Origin of the sequence: Haloactinopolyspora sp. (assembly GCF_027324685.1) — a bacterium.
Classification (GTDB): domain Bacteria; phylum Actinomycetota; class Actinomycetes; order Jiangellales; family Jiangellaceae; genus Haloactinopolyspora.
In genome coordinates, this window is sequence record NZ_DAHVSH010000095.1 from 23,766 (window position 1) to 41,401 (window position 17,636).

The following is a 17,636-nucleotide window of genomic DNA, read 5'->3' on the forward strand; positions in this document are numbered from 1 at the left end:
GCGTTCTCCGGCATGTCAGACTTCGGCCGTGAGTTCCGCCTCCGACGACGCCGCCGCCAGCGCGCCCGCGGCCCGGCGCTGGCCCCGCCACGTGGCCGTCGGGTCGATCACCGTGGCCGGCCTGATCCTGGCCACCACCACCGCCGGCGGCTGGTACTACGCCGACGAACTGTTGCTGGTCCGCGACGAGCCGGCCGAGTACCCGGTGCAGGTCGTGGCCGTCACCGACACGTCGATCACCCTGACCGGCGAGGGCGCCGACCATCCGGGCATCATGGGCCTGGAGTGGGCCGACGGGTACGCGCGGGTCGGCCCCGACGTGCGGACCACCGGCGACGAGGTGGTACGCAGCCTGCAGCCGTTCCCGGACGTTCCTGCTCCTGGCACCGCCGTCCGGATGGACTTCTACGCCGCTCCGCCGGACGTCGCCGATCTCGCCGAGATCACCGGCCTCGAGGCGACGACGATCACCTACGACGGCCCGCTCGGGCGCTACCCCGCGACGTTCGTGCCCGGTTCGGAGTCGCGCTGGGTCGTGCACGTGCATGGCCGCGGCGGATCGCGCGGTGAGGCGTACCGGCTGCTGCCCCCGGTGCACGAGGCCGGCTACCCGCAGCTGTCGATCGCCTACCGCAACGACGACGGCGCCCCGGCGGACGCCGACGGCGAGTTCGGGCTGGGCTGGACGGAGTCCGAAGACCTCGCCGCAGCCATCGACCACGCGCTCGAAGCCGGCGCCCGCGACGTCGTGTTGGTGGGCTACTCGATGGGCGGGGCGATCGTGGGCAACTACCTGCGCACGCACGGCTCGGAGCACGTGGCGGGCGTGGTGTACGACTCGCCGGCGCTGTCGTGGCCGGACATCCTGGCCTTCCAGGCCGCCGAACGGGGGCTGCCGGGGTTCGCCGGGCGCATCGCCTCGACGATGGTGCGCCTGCGCGCCGGCATCGATCTGGGCGCCATGGACCAGGTCGCCCACGCCGACCGCCTCGACGTTCCGGTCCTGCTGGCACACGGCACCAACGACGCGACGGTGCCGGTGGCCTCGTCCGACGCCTACGCCGCGGCCCGCGAAGACCTCGTCACCTATCTGCGCACGGCCGCCGAACACGTCCAGAGCTGGAACGTCGGCCCGGAACGCTACGAAGCCGCGGTGAACGACTTCCTCGTCGGGCTCCGGTGAGCCCCAAGGACGGTGGCGGGGAGATCGCGTCCAAGGTGCGGATGGGCATCGGCGAGCGAGGCACGAGCGAGCCGCGGGCAGGGACGCGATCTCCTCGCCGCCGTCCCGCAGCGACCAATCACGAGCCCCGGCCGAGGTCGCGGTCATAACGCGCCCTTCGTGGACGGCACGCCCCGCTCGCGCGGGTCGTGGGCGACGGCCGTGCGCAGCGCCCGCGCTACGGCCTTGAACTGCGCTTCGGCGATGTGGTGCGGGTCGCGTCCGCCGAGGACGCGCACGTGCATGGTGAGCCCGGCGTGGTGGGCGATGCTCTCGAGGACGTGTGCGGTCAGCGAACCGGTGAAGTGCCCGCCGATCAGCACGTACTCCTGCCCGGCCGGTTCGCCGGTGTGCAGAAAGTAGGGCCGCCCCGACACGTCGACCACCGCGTGTGCGAGGGCTTCGTCCAGCGGGACGGTCGCCTCGCCGTAGCGCACGATGCCGGCCTTGTCGCCGAGCGCGTCGCGTAGCGCCTGCCCCAGCACGATGGCGGTGTCCTCGACGGTGTGGTGCACGTCGATGTGGGTGTCGCCTTCGGCCCGCACGTCGAGGTCGATCAACGAGTGGCGGGCGAACGCGGTGAGCATGTGGTCGTAGAACGGCACGGTGGTGGAGATGTCATGCTGGCCGGTGCCGTCGAGGTTGAGCTCGAGCGTGACCTTGCTCTCGCTGGTCGCGCGTTCACGCTTGGCGATGCGCCCCGTCTGGCCGGTCATGGTGTGACTCCCTTGCTGCGTGTGGTGCCCAGGACTTCGGTGAGCGCGGATCGGAACGCCGCCATCTCCGCGGGCGTGCCCACCGACACCCGCAGCCACCCGTCCGGGCCGGTCTCGCGGATCAACACCCCGCGGTCGAGCAGGCCCTGCCAGACGGCGTGCCGGTCGGGGAACCGGCCGAACAAGACGAAGTTCGCGTCGGAGTCGGCGACCTCGAGGCCGATCGAGCGCAGCCACGCCGCCAGCTCGTCCCGCCCCACGCGCAGGTCGTTCACCCGCGCCTGCAGCTCGTCGGCATGGCTCAACGCCGCCCCGGCGACCGCCTGCGTCACCGCAGACAGATGGTACGGCAGCCGTACGACCCGGAGCGCGTCGATGACCTGCTCCGACGCGGCCGCGTAGCCCACCCGTGCACCGGCGAAGGCGAAGGCCTTGCTCATCGTGCGGGTCACGATCAGGCGGGGATGCTCGCGCAGCACACTCAGGGCGCTGGGCGTACCGGCACGCCGGAACTCGGCGTAGGCCTCGTCGACGACGACCATGCCGGTGGTGGCCGCGTGCAGCCGCCGGACCAGCTCCAGCGGCACCGCCGTGCCGGTGGGGTTGTTCGGCGAGGCGATGAGCACGACCGACGGCGCATGCTTGGTCACCGCGGCGACCGCGGCGTCGGCGTCGATGGTGAAGTCGTCTCGCCGCGGCGCGGTGATCCAGGCCGTCGAGGTGTCGCGGGCGTATTCGGGATACATCGAGTACGTGGGCGCGAACGACAGCGCGCTGCGTCCCGGTCCGCCGAAGGCCTGAAAGATCTGCAGCATGATCTCGTTGGATCCGTTGGCCGCCCACACCTGCTCCGGGCGCAGAGTGACGCCGGACTCTCGTTCGAGGTAGGTCGCCAGGGCCTTGCGGAGCCCGGCGGCCTCGCGGTCGGGGTAGCGGTTGAGACCACGCACGGCGTCGGCGACCGCCGCGGCAGCATCGGCGACCAGCGCTTCCGACGGCGGGAACGGGTTCTCGTTGACGTTCAGGCACACCGGAACGTCGAGCTGAGGGGCCCCGTACGGCTCGATGCCACGCAGCTCCTCGCGGATCGGCAGCTCGCTCATGCCTCGCTCCCCTGGCCGGGCGTGAATCGGGCAGCCACCGCTGCACCGTGGGCCGGCAGGTCTTCGGCGTCGGCAAGCGCCTGGACGTGCGGCGCCACGTCACGCAACGCCGGTTCGTCGTACTCGACGACGTGCACGCCGCGTAGGAACGACTGGACCGACAGCCCGGAGGTGTGCCGGGCGCTGCCCCCGGTGGGCAGCACGTGGTTGGAGCCTGCGGCATAGTCGCCAAGGCTGACCGGCGAGTACGGGCCGACGAAGACCGCTCCGGCATGGCGGACCCGAGCGGCCACCTCCGCGGCGTCACGGGTCTGGATCTCCAGGTGCTCCGCGGCGTAGGCGTCGACGACGGCCAGGCCCTGCTCGACGTCGTCGACGAGGATGATGGCCGACTGCTGCCCGCCGAGCGCAGTGCGCACCCGGTCGGTGTGCTTCGTCGCTGCGACCTGCAGGCCGAGCTCGGCCTCGACGGCGTCGGCCAGCGTCGCGCTGTCGGTGACGAGGACGGCGGCGGCCAGCGGGTCGTGCTCGGCCTGGCTCACGAGGTCGGCAGCCACGTGGCGGGGGTCGGCGGAGTCGTCGGCGAGCACCGCGATCTCGGTGGGCCCGGCCTCGGCGTCGATCCCGATCCGTCCCTCGAGCAGGCGCTTGGCGGCTGCCACGTAGACGTTGCCTGGCCCGGTGACGAGGTCGACGGGAGGGCACAGCCAGGCGGTGGCATCGGTCTCGTCGCGCAGGCCGTAGGCGAACGTCGCGATGGCTTGCGCACCGCCGACCGCGTACACCTCACGCACGCCGAGCAACGCGCACGCCGCCAGGACCGTCGGGTGCGGCAGGCCGCCGGTGCTCTTCTGCGGCGGGCTGGCGATGGCCAGCTCACCCACGCCGGCCGCTTGTGCCGGTACGACGTTCATCACGACGCTGCTGGGGTAGACCGCCAACCCGCCGGGAACGTACAGGCCCACCCGCTCGACCGGTATCCATCGCTCGGTCACCGTGCCGCCTGGGACGACGGTCGTGGTGACGTCGGACCGGCGCTGATCGTCGTGGACGGTACGGGCGCGGGCGATCGACTCTTCCAGCGCTGATCGCACGTCGCCGTCCAGCGTGTCGACCGCGGCATCGAGGGCCGCCTCGGGTACGCGGACGTCGTCGATGTCGACGCCGTCGAAGCGCGCAGTGAGTTCCCGGACGGCGGCGAGGCCACGGTCGCGGACGTCGGCACAGATCGGCCGGACGGCGTCGAGCGCGGAGTCGACGTCGACAGGCGAGCGCGGGACGAGCGCACGGTAGTCGCGACTGTCCCCCGGGCTGCGTTCCCCGCGCAGGTCGATGCGGCGTATCACTCAGCCGAGTCTAGGTCGGCCGTTCATTGTTCGGACACCGCGCCCGGATACCAAGACCGCGGGGTGGACACGCCCGGGGCACAGCCGTTGCGGGCGCCCCCGCCACGCACTCGCGTGGCGCGCCCGTCTCGCGTGGCACGCCCGCCTCGTCCGGCCCCCCCGCCTCGCGTGGCACGCTGAAGTGTTCCACAAACGCGACATTTCGGGCGCGATTGGTCGCGTTCACCGTGCCACGCGGTCATTTTCACCGTGCCACGCGGCCTCCGCATCCGGCGCGCCGAGTCGCGCCCCCCGGCCCGGGCGAGTCACGGCGCGAGCCGGACCGCGACGCCGTCGAGACCGGGCCAGGTCGGGCCCTCCTGCACGCACCGGGCGAACAGCCACAGCCGCAGCCGCCGCGGATCGAGGTCGAGCATGGCGGCCATCCGGTCCGAGAGCGCCTCCGGGTCCGCGACCAGCCGGTCGGTGTTGAGCATGTGCTGTAGCGCGTCGTAGCACGGATCGCCGATGTAGGGCTTCGGGTCGATCATCAGCCACGGCTCGCGCCGTGCCGCGAGTACGTTCTGCGGGTGCAAGTCGGTGCACAGCACCACGCTGTCGGTGGCGGTGCGAGGCAGTTCTCGCATGAGCTCGATGCCGGCGCGCGCCAAGCCGGGGTCGAGCGGTTGCGGCGCCTGCTCGACCGTGCGCTCATACGCGTCGGCCCACGCGTCGCACATGGTGGTGAGTTCCCGGAACGGATGGCCGGTCGGCGGCGTGCGCCACAGCCGCCGCAACAGACCAGCCACCACCTCGTCGCATTCGGGCGCCGGCCGGGCCGATGCCAACGTGTCGCCCGGCACGCACCGTTCGAGCAGCAGCGCACTGGTGCGGTCGTACGCCTCGGCGCGATGCACCCGCACGGCACCCGCGCCGTCCCAGAACCGCAGGCCGGCGGCCTCGTGGTCGGCCTCGTAGTGCCGCCAGCCGACCTTCAGGGCCACGTCGTCGCCGGCGAGAGTGCGCGCCGGGGCCACCCACGAGCACTGCCCACCTGGCTCGAACGGTTCCCCGACCGTGAGCTCCCATCGGCCCGCCAGGTCCGCGACCACTGCGGGCAGGGATGCCCGCCAGTCGCGGAATCGAACGTCGTGATCGCCGACGGGCGATTCGGCGAGGTTTCGCGGCAAGCCGATCTTCACGACGAGCCGAGCCCCGGGATGTCCTGTTCCCAGAACTCGGCCCGCTCGCCGCGCTCGGTGCGACCGACGCCGTGGACCTGCATCTCGCGTTCACGCAGCTCGATCCGGCGGATCTTGCCCGAGATCGTCTTGGGCAGCTCCGCGAACTCCAGGCCACGCACCCGCTTGTACGGCGCGAGGTGCTCGCGGGCATGGCGCAGGATCGACTCGGCCGTCGCGGCGTCCGGCACGTGCCCGGAGGCCAGCACGACGTACGCCTTGGGCACCGAAAGCCGGATCGGGTCCGGTGACGGGACGACGGCCGCCTCGGCGACCGCCGGATGCTCGATGAGCACGCTCTCCAGCTCGAACGGGCTGATGCGGTAGTCCGAGGACTTGAAGACGTCGTCGGTGCGCCCGACGAACGTGACATAGCCGTCTTCGTCGACCGTGGCCACGTCACCGGTGTGATACGCGCCGCCGCGCATGACCTCGGCCGTGCGCGTGGGGTCGTCGCGGTACTGGGTCATCAGCCCCACCGGGCGCGGATCCAGGCGCAGGCACACTTCTCCTTCGCCGCCGGGCGCGGATCGGTCCTCGTCGCTGGCCGGGTCACGCAGCACCACGTCGTAGCCGGGCAAGGGCCGTCCCATCGAGCCCAGGCGCACCGGCTGCCCCGGACTGTTCCCGATCTGGGCGCACGTCTCTGTTTGCCCGTAGCCGTCGCGGACGGTGAGTCCCCACGCCGCCCTGACCTGCTCGATGACCTCGGGGTTCAACGGCTCGCCGGCGCCTACGACCTCGCGCAGCGGGATCTGCCCGCGGTAGGCGGCCAGGTCGGCTTGGACGAGCATCCGCCACACCGTGGGCGGCGCGCAGAACGTCGTCACCTGCTCCCGGGCCATGGTGTCCAGCAGGCCGGTGGCGTCGAACCGCTCCTGGTTGACCACCAGCACCGTGGCCTCGGCGTTCCACGGCGCGAACACGGTGCTCCACGCGTGCTTGGCCCATCCCGGCGACGAGACGTTGACGTGGACGTCGCCGGGGCGCAACCCGATCCAGTACATCGTGGACAGATGTCCGATGGGGTACGACACCTGCGTGTGCTCCACGAGCTTCGGTAGCGACGTCGTCCCCGACGTGAAGTAGAGCAGCAGCGTGTCCTCGGCGTCCGTCGGGCCTGCCGGCGCGAACGCCGTGGGGTGTTCCAGGCCGTCGCGATGGTTCAGCCAGCCGGCCACGGGATCGCCGACGGCGATGCGCGTGCAGTCCGCAGCCGCGGCGTCGAGCCGTTCGGCGTCGACGGAGCGAGCGACCACGTAGCCGATGCCGCCACGCTGCACCCGGTCGGTGATGTCGCTGGGCGACAGCAGCGTCGTGGCCGGAACCATGACCACGCCGAGTTTCATGCAGGCCAGCATCGTCTCCCACAACTCGGCCTGGTTGCCGAGCATGAGCAGCAGCCGGTCGCCGCGCCGCATGCCGTGGGCGTGATACCAGCCGGCCAGCCGACTGGACCGATCGGCCAGTTCGGCGTAGGTCAGTTCGGTCGCGCCGTCGCCGCCGACGATCCGCAGCGCCGCTCGGCTCGCTGTCGGTTCGGTCGCTGCGACGCGATCGAACCAGTCCAGGGCCCAGTTGAAACTCGCCGGGCGCGGCGGCTCGTACTGCTGCCGCGCCGCGGCGTGATCGTCACGAAGCTCCAGCAGGAGGTCGCGCGCCTGGCGGAAGCTGTCGTACGGGCTGATGCCGGTCATGATCGACCCCCGTGCACTGGGACGGCGTCTTGTGCGCGGGACCTTACCGCGTACGCGGACCGGTGTCTTGATCTCGACGTCAGCGGCGTATGCCGTCGAGCAGGTCGAGCTCCTCGCGGCTCAGCCGGAGAGCACCGGCGGCGATGTTCTGCTCCAGGTGTGCCGGATCGCCGGTACCGGGGATGGCGAGTACATGATCACCTTGGTGCAGTGTCCACGCCAGGCGGACCTGGGCCGGCGTCGCACCGTGCGCCTGCGCCACCGCGGCGATCTCCGCCTGTCCCGTCTCGTCGGGGGCTCCGGGTGTCGCACCGCTCGCCGTGGCGACGGCGAAGAACGGTACGAAGGCCACCCCGCGTTCGCCGCACAAGGCCATCAGATCGTCGTCCTGCCGGTCGGTCAGGCCGTACAGGTTCTGCACGCACACCACCGGTGCGATGTCCAGCGCCTCGGTGAGTTGGCCGGCCGTGACGTTGGACAACCCGAGCTCCCTGATCAGCCCGGCTTCGCGGAGCTCGGCCAGGGCGCCGAAGTGCTCAGCCACCGAGCTCGGGTCCTTGTCCATGCCGTCGCCCCACCGCAGGTTGACCACGTCGAGGTGATCGAGGCCGAGTTGGCGGATGTTCTCCTCGACCTGGCTGCGCAGCTGGTCCGGTCGGGCCATCGGTTCGAAGTCACCTTCGCGGGACCGGCTCGGCCCGACCTTCGTCGTGATCACCAGGTCGTCCGGATAGGGCTGGAGCGCATGGCTGATCAGCTCATTGGCTGAGCGGGTCGCGGTGAAATAGAAGGCAGCGGTGTCGATGTGGTTCACGCCGAGCTCGATCGCCCGGCGCAGGACCGTGATGGCGGCATCTCGGCTTTTCGGCTGGTCGTCCCACGGCATGCCGCTCAGGCGCATGGCGCCGAGGCCGACTCGATTGACCGTACGAGTACCGAGCTGCCAAGTGCCGGCGGCGTCGGCGGTCGGGGAACCGGGGCGGGCGTTGACTGCGGCGGTCTGGTTGATCGTCATGTGAACCAGCGTTGCGACCGGCCGTCCAACTGGTCCACGGATGGCAACAACCTGCCAGCGCCGAACTCGCCGGGCCGTGGGGTTCACAATGGATCTCATGCGCACCGTCGACGCTGTCACGATCGTCCACGACGAGCAGGAGCTGTTCCAGCGGACCAAGCACCTGTTCATGACCGCGACCGAGATCGCGTGTGCGGCCAACGATCTGTGGGTCTGGGCGTGGCGACACCAGCCCTACGACATCACCGCCCTGTCCGACGTGCAGCGCCGCACCGACATGCGGGTGCGCAAGATCTACCGGGCCGATGTCCTGCTCGATCCGGGAGCGTCGCACGAGCTGGCCAAGCGCCGCGACGAGTTCGGGGCGCAGGTTCGTGTCAGCACCGAGGAGATCAACGAGACGATCATCCTCGACGACCGGCTGGTGATCCTGGCCGGTGACTCCCGCGCGGGCCGGCGCAGCTACAGCGTGATCACTCAGGCCGGCGCCGTGCAGGGCGTGACCTCGTTGTTCGAGGCCGCCTGGCGGTCGGCGACCGACCTCGCCGTCTACGACGCCAAGATCGCCGAGATCCGTCGGCTCGCGCCGCAGGTGCTCGACCTGCTCGGCCAGGGCATCAAAGACGAGGCCGCCGCCCGGGCTCTCGGGCTCAGCGTGCGTACCTATCGGCGCCGGGTGGCCGAACTGATGGACGCGCTGGGCGCTGAATCCCGGTTCCAGGCCGGGGCACGGGCCCGAGAGCTCGGTCTGGTCTAGCGGCTCGCTCAGCGCTGTACGTCCCCGGCGGCGCCGAATGCGTCGAGGTCGGATCGCGTGGGTAGGCCCTCCCAGTCGCCGAGCGACGTGCAGGCGAAGGCGCCGGCTGTGGCCGCGGTGGCCAACCTGGTCCCGGCGTCACGCCCGGCCATCAACTCGGCGAGGTACCCGGCCACGAACGCGTCCCCGGCACCGACCGTGTCGACCACGCGCACCGGCACCGGAGGCGTGGTGCGCACCACGCCGTCGATGAACGAGACCGCGCCGTCGGCGCCGAGCTTGATGACGACCTGCGCAGGTCCGAGTCGAGCCAGGCCTTTCGCCTGCTGCTCCGGCTCGGCATCGTCGACGATCAGCGCCGCCTCCTCCGGGCCGGCGTACACCACGTCGGCCCGTGCGACCAGTGGCTCCAGGGCCGCGGCGGCAGTCTCGCGGTCCCACAACGCCGAGCGATAGTTGATGTCCAGCGACACCGTGGTACCGGCGCTTCGGGCGACCTCGACCGCGTGTTCCACCGCCTCGGCCGGGCCCGCGCCGAGCGCCGGGGTGATGCCCGTGACGTGCAGGACGCTGGCCGCCGCGACGGTGTCGGCGCTGATGTCAGCGGCGGTCAGCGCCGCCGCGGCGCTGCCGGAACGGTAGTACCGAACGTGCGTGCGGAGGCTGTTCGGGCGCTCCTTCACCATCAAGCCGGTGGGCCGCTCGGTGTCGACGCCGGCTCGCGCCACCACCCCCTCGGCCCGCAGTTCCCGCAGGATGAGCTCACCGAACGAGTCCGCGCCGACACGGCTGATCCACGTCGCCGGTTGTCCGAGCCGCCGGACCCCGATGGCCACGTTCATCTCCGCGCCGGCCACCGAGAGCTTGAGGTCGCGGTGCGTCGCCCAGGGGCCGACCTCGGCCGCGGCCATCAGCGCCATCGTCTCGCCGAACGTGACGAGCCCGCCGCCGGTCATGCCTGGCCCCGGGCGTCGCGTACGGCGGCCAGCGCGGTGCGCGCGCGATCAGCCAGGGCACCCAGGTCACCGCCATCGGCGGCGTCGCCGAGCAGCGGGCCACCCAGGCCGACGCCAACGGCTCCGGCCTTGATCCACTCGCCGATGTTGGTCAGGCTCACACCACCGGTGGGCATGATCGCGATATCCGGGAACGGCCCGGCCACGCTGGTGATGTACGACGGGCCGAGCGCCGAACCGGGGAACAGCTTGACCACCGCCGCCCCACCGCGCCAGGCAGCCAGAATCTCCGTCGGCGTGAACGCCCCTGGGTAGGCCGGAATCCCGGCGTCACGAGCGACGCGAAGCACCTCGGGCTCGACGGACGGCGACACCACGAACCCTGCCCCCGCCTCGACGACCGCTCGCGCCTGCTCGGCGTCCACGACGGTCCCAGCGCCCACGTCGACGGTGTCGGGCAGCTGCGCACGCACCGTGCTGATCGCCTCCACCGCTCCCGGCGAGGTCAGCGTGATCTCCAGGCACGTGATGCCGGCGTCGACCAGCACCTTGCTGATGTCGGCGAACCGCTCGGCCGACCGGGCCCGCAGGATCGCCATCACGCCGGTTTCGGTGAGCTGGGGGCTCGGTGGAATGCGATCAGTACCGCTCATGTGAGTTCCTTTCCAGATCGGGGTGCTCCGAGGCCGGCCGAGATGTCCCGCCCGGCCGCGACGACCAGGTCGCCGAGTTCGTCGAAACGTTGCGGCGTGATCCGCGTGGCCAGTCCAGAGATCGACAGCGCCGCGACGGCAGCGCCGGTGTGGTCGAAGATCGTGGCGGCGACACAGCGGATGTCCGGCTCGTTCTCCACGTCGTCCACGGCGTACCCTCGCGAGCGCACCGCGGCCAACTCCGCCCGGAAAGCGCTCGGATCGGTGATCGTGCGCTCGGTCCGTGCCGTCAGTCCGTGCTCGATGACTGCCTCGACGGCACTCTCCCCCGCATGAGCCAGATACGCCCGGCCGACGCCCGTGCTGTGCGCGGGCTGGCGCGAACCGATGGTCGAGGCCATCCGCACCCGACCCGGCCCGTCGATCTTGTCGACATACACCACGTCGGGCAGATCGGGCACGACCAAGTGCACCGACTCCCCCGCCGCCATCATCAGCTCGCGCAGCACCGGGTGTGCCACTGTTCGCAGGTCGAGAGCCTCGAGGTAGACCTGGCCGAACTGAATCGTGCGCGGCCCGAGCACGTAGCGCCCGTCGACGACGAGCACCAACTCGTTGTCGGCCAGCGGCGCCAGCAGGCGCGAGGCCGAACTCTTGTGGACACCGCCGATCGTGGCCAGCTCGCTCAGCGTGGCGCCCCCGGTCGGCGTGGCGGCGGCGACCGCCTCCAACAAGGTCAGGGCGCGGCGTAGCGAGGTCGAGTTGTTCCGTTCCACGAGACCTTCGTTCAGTTGTGCTATGCACAGCGACGTTGTGCTGTTGTAGGGATCGTATCGAACGACCGGTCCCGCCTCGACGCGTGCCGCGGTGTGCAGAGCGCCGCGACGTCAGCGCGGACCCGGCTTGAGCAGGTCACGCAGCCACAGCAGCTGTTCACGCCGCTGGAAGGTCTGGCCGCCCTCATGTTCGTTGTACGGCCACACGCGGATCTCTTTCGGTCCGGCGTAGTGGTTGTACGAGGCGAACACGGTGGACGGCGGGCACGTCGTGTCCATCAGTCCCACGCTGAACAGGGCGGGGATGTTCGAGCGCGGCGCGAAGTTGACGCCGTCGAAATAGGACAGCGTCGTGAACACGGCTTGTTCATGATCACGGTGGATCGACAGGTACTTCGTGATCTCGCCGTAGGGCATGGTGTCGACGATCTCCGTCGCCCGGCGGAACCCGGTCAGGAACGGAACGTCGATCATGGCACCGGTGAGGTCGTCACGCAGCCCCGCCACCGCTTGGGCGATGCCGCCACCCTGGCTGCCGCCGGCGATGACGATCCGGCCCGGATCCACCAGCGGGTGCGCCGCCGCGGCGTCGACCGCCCTGACCGCGTCGGTGTACACGCGGCGGTAGTAGTACTGGTCGGGATCGAGCACGCCGCGCGTCATGAACCCAGGGGTCTGCGGATTCGTGCCGCCGACCGGGTCCGCGGTGTCACCAGGCGAGCCCGCCGAACCCTGACCGCGAGTGTCCATGACGAACGTCGCGTAGCCCGCGACGGCGAAAGGCAACCAGTCGTGCGGGAATCCGCGGCCGCCGCCGTAGCCGATGTACTGCACGACGGCCGGCAGCGGCTCGTTCGCCCCCGCAGGGACCAACAACCACCCGGCGATCTCGTGGCCGCCCCAGCCCGCGTAGCGGACATCGAAGACGTCCACGAGTTCGAAGCCGGCGTCGTAGTCGTCGAACGTCGCGTCGAGGGGGAACGTCTGCGCCTCGGCCAGCGTGCGCGACCAGAAGGCGTCGAAGTCCGCCGGTTCCTCGCGTTCGGGACGGTACTCGCGCAGCTCGGACAGCGGCTTGTCGAACAGGGGCATCGCTCGGAGTTCCCTTCTGTCAGGCGTCTGATCAGACGTCGGTCGGGGGACGGCGGTCGCCGACAGCGTAGCGGGGACCCATGCTGTGATCTGCTGATCAGGTTTCTCGAGCGTGCAGGTGCGCGCCCGTGGCCTGCGGCGGAGCGGCACAGTGACGAACACCGGCGGTTCGGACTAGATTGCCCCAATGAGTGCAACGCGCCAACGAACAGGCACGCCGGCGACCGTCGCGCTGGAGCGCGCGGGCGTGGCGTTCACCGTGCACCCGTACCGGCACGACTCCTCCGCACCGTCGTTCGGTCTCGAGGCGGCTCGAGCGCTCGGCGTCGCGCCGGCTCGCGTCTTCAAGACACTGCTGGCCGAGGTCGATGACGATCTCGTGGTCGCCGTGGTTCCCGTGTCGGGCTCGCTGGATCTCAAGGGACTGGCGCGCGCGGCGGCCGGCAAACGAGCGGTCATGGCCGCGACGTCCAAGGCCGAGCGGACCACCGGCTACGTGGTCGGCGGCATCAGCCCGTTCGGGCAGCGAAAACGCCTGCCGACCATCGTCGACGAATCCGTGTTCGGGTACCCGACGGTGTACGTGTCGGCCGGACGCCGCGGCCTCGACGTGGAGATCGCGCCGTCGGACCTGGTCCGGGTGACCACCGCGAAGACCGCCACGATCGCCCGGACCAGCTGATCGGTCACGGCGGCGGTGCGCCCGGCACCGCCCACGGTGAGCGGTCGTCACGGAACACCGCGATGACCGCCACGGTCACCGTCGCCGTCATCGACCACACGATCAGTCCGGCCTGCGACTGCATCTGCAGGTCCACCACGTGCTCGGTCCCGTCGGCCCACCCGGCCATGTCGTCGCTGCCGCCGAGCAGGCCTCCGGTCAGTTCGGCCAGCAACGACCCGCCGAAACCCAGGATGGCCACGGCCAGCAGCACGGTCACCGGACGATGCCGGTGCCGCGCGCTGAACACGACCGCCATCAGCAGCCCGCACCCGGCAGCCAACAGCGCGAACACGGCGTCACGGCCGAACAGCTTCTGTCCCTCACGGGCGTCGAGCCGCACCTCACCGTTCACCACGGTAGCGGTGACGTCAGGAGCGAGCAGCCACCACGCCACGCCCATGACGACTCCGGCCACCACCGTGGCCACGACGATCTCGGCCACGACCCGCGTCGTCCGCGCCCCCGCATGGCCCAGCCGCTCCGCTCTGGTCATGGTCATGTGAGACACGAGGGCCCCAACAGCGCCTTGAGGTCTCCCATCAGCGCCGTGGACGGCGTCACCCGTAAACCGTCGGCCAGCCGCATCACCGTCGTGCGCCCAGACCCAGTCAGCTTGAGGTGCACCTCGGTCATCCCGGGATGCGTGGCCAGCACGTCCTTCAACCGGTCGACCATCGGCGGCGTGCACCGGCTGGTCGGCATGGTGACGGTGATCGGCCCGGACGGGGCGTCGGCGAGGTCAGGCAGGCTCAGCTCGGCCGCGATCAGCTGCGGCGACTCCTCACGCCGGTCCAGGCGTCCCTTGACCACGACGATCTCGTCTTCGGCGAGTTGCAGCGCGTAGAGCTGATAGGTGGCCGGGAAGAACATCGCCTCGATGGCGCCCTCGAGATCCTCGATGGTCACGATGGCCCAGGTGTCGCCGCGCTTGCTGATCTTGCGCTGCATCGACGTGATGAGACCGGCGATGGTGACGGTGGTGCCATTGGGCACCTCGTCTTCGTCGGCCAGGGTGGAGATGGGGCGGTCGGCGACGTTGGCGATGACGTGTTCGAGACCGAGCAACGGGTGATCGGAGACGTACAGGCCGAGCATCTCGCGCTCGTAGGCGAGCTTTTGTTTCTTGTCCCACTCCGACAGCTCCGGCACCGTGACCTCGAAGCCCGTGGTCTCTTCGGCGGCACCACCGAACAGGTCGAACTGTCCGACCGCCTCGTTGCGCTTGAGGGTGATGACGGTGTCGACGGCTTCGTCGACCACGGACACCAAGGCGCGGCGCGCGTAACCCATCGAGTCGAACGCCCCCGCGCGGGCCAGCGACTCGACCACGCGCTTGTTGCACACATTGACCGGGACCTTGTCCATGAAGTCCGGGAACGACTCGAATCGGCCCTTGGACTCGCGCGCGGCCACGATGCTGTCGACGACGTTGGACCCGACGTTGCGAATGGCGGTCAGCCCGAAGCGGACATCGGTGCCTACCGGTGTGAAGTCGCCGGCGGATTCGTTGACGTCCGGCGGCAGCACCTTGATCCCCATGCGCCGGCACTCCGACAGATACAGCGCCGTCTTGTCCTTGTCGTCACCGACTGAGGTGAGCAGTGCGGCCATGTACTCGGCCGGGTAGTTGGCCTTGAGGTAGGCCGTCCAGTACGCGATGACGCCGTACGCGGCGCTGTGCGCCTTGTTGAACGCGTAGTCGGAGAAGGGGACGAGGATGTCCCACAGCGTCTTGATGGCGTCTTCGGGAAACCCGTTGGCTTTCATGCCCTCGGAGAACGGCACGAACTCCGCGTCGAGGACTTCGCGCTTCTTCTTGCCCATCGCCCGCCGGAGCAAGTCCGCTTTACCGAGCGTGTACCCGGCCAGCTTCTGCGCGATCTCCATGACCTGCTCTTGATAGATGATCAAGCCGTAGGTGGTGCCCAGGATCGGCTCGAGCGCCTCGGCGAGGTCGGGATGGATCGGCGTGATCGGTTGCTGCCCGTTCTTACGCAGCGCGTAGTTGATGTGGCTGTTGGCGCCCATGGGCCCGGGGCGGTACAGCGCGATGACAGCGGAGATGTCCTCGAAGTTGTCCGGCTTCATCTGCCGGAGCAGGGACCGCATCGGCCCGCCGTCGAGCTGGAACACACCGAGAGTGTCGCCCCGCCCGAGCAGCTCGTAGGCGGGTTTGTCGTCCAGCGGCAGTTCCTCGAGAACGACCGGGTCCTTGCCGTTGCGCTGGATGTTGCGCAGCGCGTCGTCGAGGATCGTCAGGTTGCGCAGGCCCAGAAAGTCCATCTTGACCAGGCCGAGGTCTTCGCAGGTCGGGTAGTCGAACTGCGTGATGATGGCGCCGTCCTGCTCGCGCTTCATGATCGGGATGGTGTCGAGCAGCGGCGCGGAGGACATGATGACCCCGGCGGCGTGCACGCCCCACTGGCGCTTGAGGTTCTCCAGCCCCTTCGCGGTGTCGACGACCTGGCGCACCTCGGCATCGGACTCGTAGAGCGAACGGAACTCGCCGGCCTCGGCGTAGCGCGCGTGCTGGGGGTCGAAGATGCCGTTGAGTGGAATGTCCTTGCCCATCACCGGCGGCGGCATCGCCTTCGTGATGCGCTCGCCCATCGAGAACGGGTAGCCGAGCACGCGCGAGGCGTCCTTGATGGCCTGCTTGGCCTTGATGGTGCCGTAGGTGACGATCTGCGCGACGCGGTCGCTGCCGTACCGCTCGGTGACGTAGCGGATGACCTCGCCGCGCCGACGTTCATCGAAGTCGATGTCGAAGTCCGGCATCGACATGCGTTCGGGATTGAGGAACCGCTCGAAGATCAGCCCGTGGACCAGCGGGTCCAGGTCGGTGATGCCCATGGCATAGGCCGCGATGGAGCCGGCACCGGAGCCACGGCCGGGCCCGACCCGGATGCCGTTGCGCTTGGCCCAGTTGATGAAGTCGGCGACGACGAGGTAATACCCGGCGTACCCCTTGTTCGTGACGACATCGGTCTCGTACTCGGCGCGCTTGCGGGCTTCATCGGGGATGCCGTTCGGGTAACGCGCGTGCAGGCCGCGCTCGACTTCCTTGATGAACCAGGAGACCTCGTCCTCGCCCTGCGGCACCGGAAAGCGGGGCATGTAGGCGCCGGCTTCCTCGACGAACTTCACATCGCAGCGCTCGGCGATGAGCATCGTGTTGTCGCACGCCTCAGGGAAGTCCGCCCAGATCTCGCGCATCTGTTCGGCGGACTTGAGGTAGTAGTCGTCGCCGTCGAGCTTGAACCGTTTCGGGTCGGCCATGGTGGAGCCGGTCCCCACGCACAGCAGTACCTCGTGCGCCTTGGAGTCATCCTTGTGCGTGTAGTGCAGGTCGTTGGTGGCCAGCAGCGGCAGGGACAGGTCTTTGGCCAGGCGCAGCAAGTCCTCGCGCACGCGCCGCTCGATGTCCAGGCCGTGCTCCATGAGCTCGAGGAAGTAGTTGCCGGGACCGAAGATGTCGCGGAACTCCGCGGCGGCCGCGCGGGCTTCGTCGTACTTGCCCAACCGGAGCATGGTCTGCACTTCGCCACTGGGGCAGCCGGTGGTGGCGATGAGCCCGCTGGCGTAGGTCTGCAACAGTTCGCGATCCATGCGGGGCTTGAAGTAGAACCCCTCGATGGAGGCCAGCGACGACAGCCGGAACAGGTTGTGCATGCCGCCGGTGGTCTCGGCCAGCATCGTCATGTGCGTGTACGCGCCGCTGCCCGCGACGTCGTCGCCGCCGCCGTCACCCCAGCGGACTCGGGTCTTGTCGAAGCGGCTGGTGCGCGGGGTGATGTAGGCCTCGGTGCCGATGATGGGCTTGATACCGAACTTGTTGGCCGTGCGGTAGAAGTCGTGCGCGCCGAACACGTTGCCGTGGTCGGTCATCGCCAGTGCCGGCATGTTCAGCCGCTGCGCTTCGGTGAACAGGTCGTTGAGCCGCGCCGCTCCGTCGAGCATCGAATACTCGGTGTGCACATGCAGGTGCACGAAATTCGCGGACGTGGACCCGGCACTCGACACGACGACTGACGCCTCCTCGATGATCGACGACCACCACCCAAGGCGGACTCGCGATGGGGACGAGAGCAACCCTATGCGCCCGCGCCGACACCGCTTCGCAGACTCACCGGCCGCCGCGCAGCCTGTGACTGATGAGGCAAATGTGACTATTGAGGAGCGGCTTCGACCTCCGCTCTGGGTGAAGAATGCGCGGGTGGACGATCATGAGCAGTTTGCAGCGCTGTAGCGCCGCAGGCGCCTCATGATCTTGCCTGGACGCGTTGCGCTGCTTCGCCGTGAAGATCGCCGTGCACAAATATGCCGGCCCGACCGGGTCGTGAAGGTCGTCGTGCACAT

The 17,636-nt window shown here is 69.8% G+C and carries 15 protein-coding genes; 3 read left to right on the forward strand and 12 right to left on the reverse strand.

Features of this window, described 5'->3' with window-relative positions:
- Positions 1-28 precede the first annotated feature (28 nt).
- Positions 29-1,183, forward strand: coding sequence for an alpha/beta fold hydrolase (locus tag M6444_RS10635; protein WP_298326673.1), 1,155 nt, complete (start codon positions 29-31; stop codon positions 1,181-1,183).
- Positions 1,184-1,326: 143 nt separating this feature from the next.
- Here the strand turns inward: M6444_RS10635 and hisB are convergent, their stop codons facing one another.
- The 6 genes from hisB to M6444_RS10665 all read right to left on the reverse strand — a co-directional run bounded on the left by hisB (position 1,327) and on the right by M6444_RS10665 (position 8,319).
- Positions 1,327-1,938: an imidazoleglycerol-phosphate dehydratase HisB gene (gene hisB / locus M6444_RS10640; RefSeq protein WP_298326676.1), complete on the reverse strand. Its 612-nt coding sequence runs from the start codon at positions 1,936-1,938 to the stop codon at positions 1,327-1,329.
- Positions 1,935-3,041: a histidinol-phosphate transaminase gene (locus M6444_RS10645; RefSeq protein ID WP_298326679.1), complete on the reverse strand. Its 1,107-nt coding sequence runs from the start codon at positions 3,039-3,041 to the stop codon at positions 1,935-1,937. The genes hisB and M6444_RS10645 overlap by 4 nt, the downstream gene beginning before the upstream one ends.
- Complete coding sequence (hisD, locus tag M6444_RS10650; RefSeq protein WP_298326682.1) at positions 3,038-4,387, reverse strand: histidinol dehydrogenase; 1,350 nt, start codon at positions 4,385-4,387, stop codon at positions 3,038-3,040. Before hisD ends, M6444_RS10645 begins: the two co-directional genes overlap by 4 nt.
- 305 nt (positions 4,388-4,692) lie before the next feature.
- Positions 4,693-5,568: an aminoglycoside phosphotransferase family protein gene (locus M6444_RS10655; protein ID WP_298326684.1), complete on the reverse strand. Its 876-nt coding sequence runs from the start codon at positions 5,566-5,568 to the stop codon at positions 4,693-4,695.
- On the reverse strand, positions 5,565-7,304 hold the full coding sequence (locus tag M6444_RS10660; protein ID WP_298326686.1) for an AMP-binding protein: 1,740 nt from the start codon (positions 7,302-7,304) through the stop codon (positions 5,565-5,567). The genes M6444_RS10655 and M6444_RS10660 overlap by 4 nt, the downstream gene beginning before the upstream one ends.
- A 79-nt stretch (positions 7,305-7,383) precedes the next feature.
- Complete coding sequence (locus M6444_RS10665; protein WP_298326690.1) at positions 7,384-8,319, reverse strand: oxidoreductase; 936 nt, start codon at positions 8,317-8,319, stop codon at positions 7,384-7,386.
- Between the two features lie 97 nt (positions 8,320-8,416).
- Between M6444_RS10665 and M6444_RS10670 the strand changes: the two genes are divergently transcribed.
- On the forward strand, positions 8,417-9,076 hold the full coding sequence (locus M6444_RS10670) for a hypothetical protein (RefSeq protein ID WP_298326693.1): 660 nt from the start codon (positions 8,417-8,419) through the stop codon (positions 9,074-9,076).
- Between the two features lie 8 nt (positions 9,077-9,084).
- Here M6444_RS10670 and M6444_RS10675 read toward each other — a convergent pair whose 3' ends face one another.
- From M6444_RS10675 to M6444_RS10690, 4 genes are all read right to left on the reverse strand, one after another.
- Positions 9,085-10,032 carry a sugar kinase gene (locus tag M6444_RS10675; protein ID WP_298326695.1) on the reverse strand — a complete coding sequence of 316 codons (948 nt, stop codon included), beginning with the start codon at positions 10,030-10,032 and terminating at the stop codon, positions 9,085-9,087.
- Positions 10,029-10,685 carry a bifunctional 4-hydroxy-2-oxoglutarate aldolase/2-dehydro-3-deoxy-phosphogluconate aldolase gene (locus M6444_RS10680; protein WP_298326698.1) on the reverse strand — a complete coding sequence of 219 codons (657 nt, stop codon included), beginning with the start codon at positions 10,683-10,685 and terminating at the stop codon, positions 10,029-10,031. The genes M6444_RS10675 and M6444_RS10680 overlap by 4 nt, the downstream gene beginning before the upstream one ends.
- Positions 10,682-11,461: an IclR family transcriptional regulator gene (locus tag M6444_RS10685; RefSeq protein WP_298326701.1), complete on the reverse strand. Its 780-nt coding sequence runs from the start codon at positions 11,459-11,461 to the stop codon at positions 10,682-10,684. Before M6444_RS10685 ends, M6444_RS10680 begins: the two co-directional genes overlap by 4 nt.
- Before the next feature lie 111 nt (positions 11,462-11,572).
- Positions 11,573-12,553: an acetylxylan esterase gene (locus tag M6444_RS10690; protein WP_298326703.1), complete on the reverse strand. Its 981-nt coding sequence runs from the start codon at positions 12,551-12,553 to the stop codon at positions 11,573-11,575.
- A gap of 187 nt (positions 12,554-12,740) precedes the next feature.
- Between M6444_RS10690 and ybaK the strand changes: the two genes are divergently transcribed.
- Complete coding sequence (ybaK, locus tag M6444_RS10695; RefSeq protein WP_298326706.1) at positions 12,741-13,235, forward strand: Cys-tRNA(Pro) deacylase; 495 nt, start codon at positions 12,741-12,743, stop codon at positions 13,233-13,235.
- A 4-nt stretch (positions 13,236-13,239) separates the two neighbouring features.
- Here the strand turns inward: ybaK and M6444_RS10700 are convergent, their stop codons facing one another.
- The gene (locus M6444_RS10700) at positions 13,240-13,776 is read right to left on the reverse strand and encodes a hypothetical protein (protein ID WP_298326710.1); all 537 of its coding nucleotides are present in this window, start codon (positions 13,774-13,776) and stop codon (positions 13,240-13,242) included.
- Positions 13,773-17,300: a DNA polymerase III subunit alpha gene (dnaE, locus tag M6444_RS10705; protein WP_298326713.1), complete on the reverse strand. Its 3,528-nt coding sequence runs from the start codon at positions 17,298-17,300 to the stop codon at positions 13,773-13,775. The genes M6444_RS10700 and dnaE overlap by 4 nt, the downstream gene beginning before the upstream one ends.
- Between the last annotated feature and the right edge of the window lie 336 nt (positions 17,301-17,636).

Coding starts and splice junctions, on each gene's coding strand:
- hisB (WP_298326676.1), bottom strand. CDS start 1,938: ATGACCGGCCAGACGGGGCGCATCGCCAAGCGTGAACGCGCGACCAGC.
- M6444_RS10660 (WP_298326686.1), bottom strand. CDS start 7,304: ATGACCGGCATCAGCCCGTACGACAGCTTCCGCCAGGCGCGCGACCTC.
- M6444_RS10670 (WP_298326693.1), top strand. CDS start 8,417: ATGCGCACCGTCGACGCTGTCACGATCGTCCACGACGAGCAGGAGCTG.
- M6444_RS10675 (WP_298326695.1), bottom strand. CDS start 10,032: ATGACCGGCGGCGGGCTCGTCACGTTCGGCGAGACGATGGCGCTGATG.
- M6444_RS10680 (WP_298326698.1), bottom strand. CDS start 10,685: ATGAGCGGTACTGATCGCATTCCACCGAGCCCCCAGCTCACCGAAACC.
- M6444_RS10645 (WP_298326679.1), bottom strand. CDS start 3,041: ATGAGCGAGCTGCCGATCCGCGAGGAGCTGCGTGGCATCGAGCCGTAC.
- M6444_RS10700 (WP_298326710.1), bottom strand. CDS start 13,776: ATGACCATGACCAGAGCGGAGCGGCTGGGCCATGCGGGGGCGCGGACG.
- M6444_RS10665 (WP_298326690.1), bottom strand. CDS start 8,319: ATGACGATCAACCAGACCGCCGCAGTCAACGCCCGCCCCGGTTCCCCG.
- ybaK (WP_298326706.1), top strand. CDS start 12,741: ATGAGTGCAACGCGCCAACGAACAGGCACGCCGGCGACCGTCGCGCTG.
- M6444_RS10690 (WP_298326703.1), bottom strand. CDS start 12,553: ATGCCCCTGTTCGACAAGCCGCTGTCCGAGCTGCGCGAGTACCGTCCC.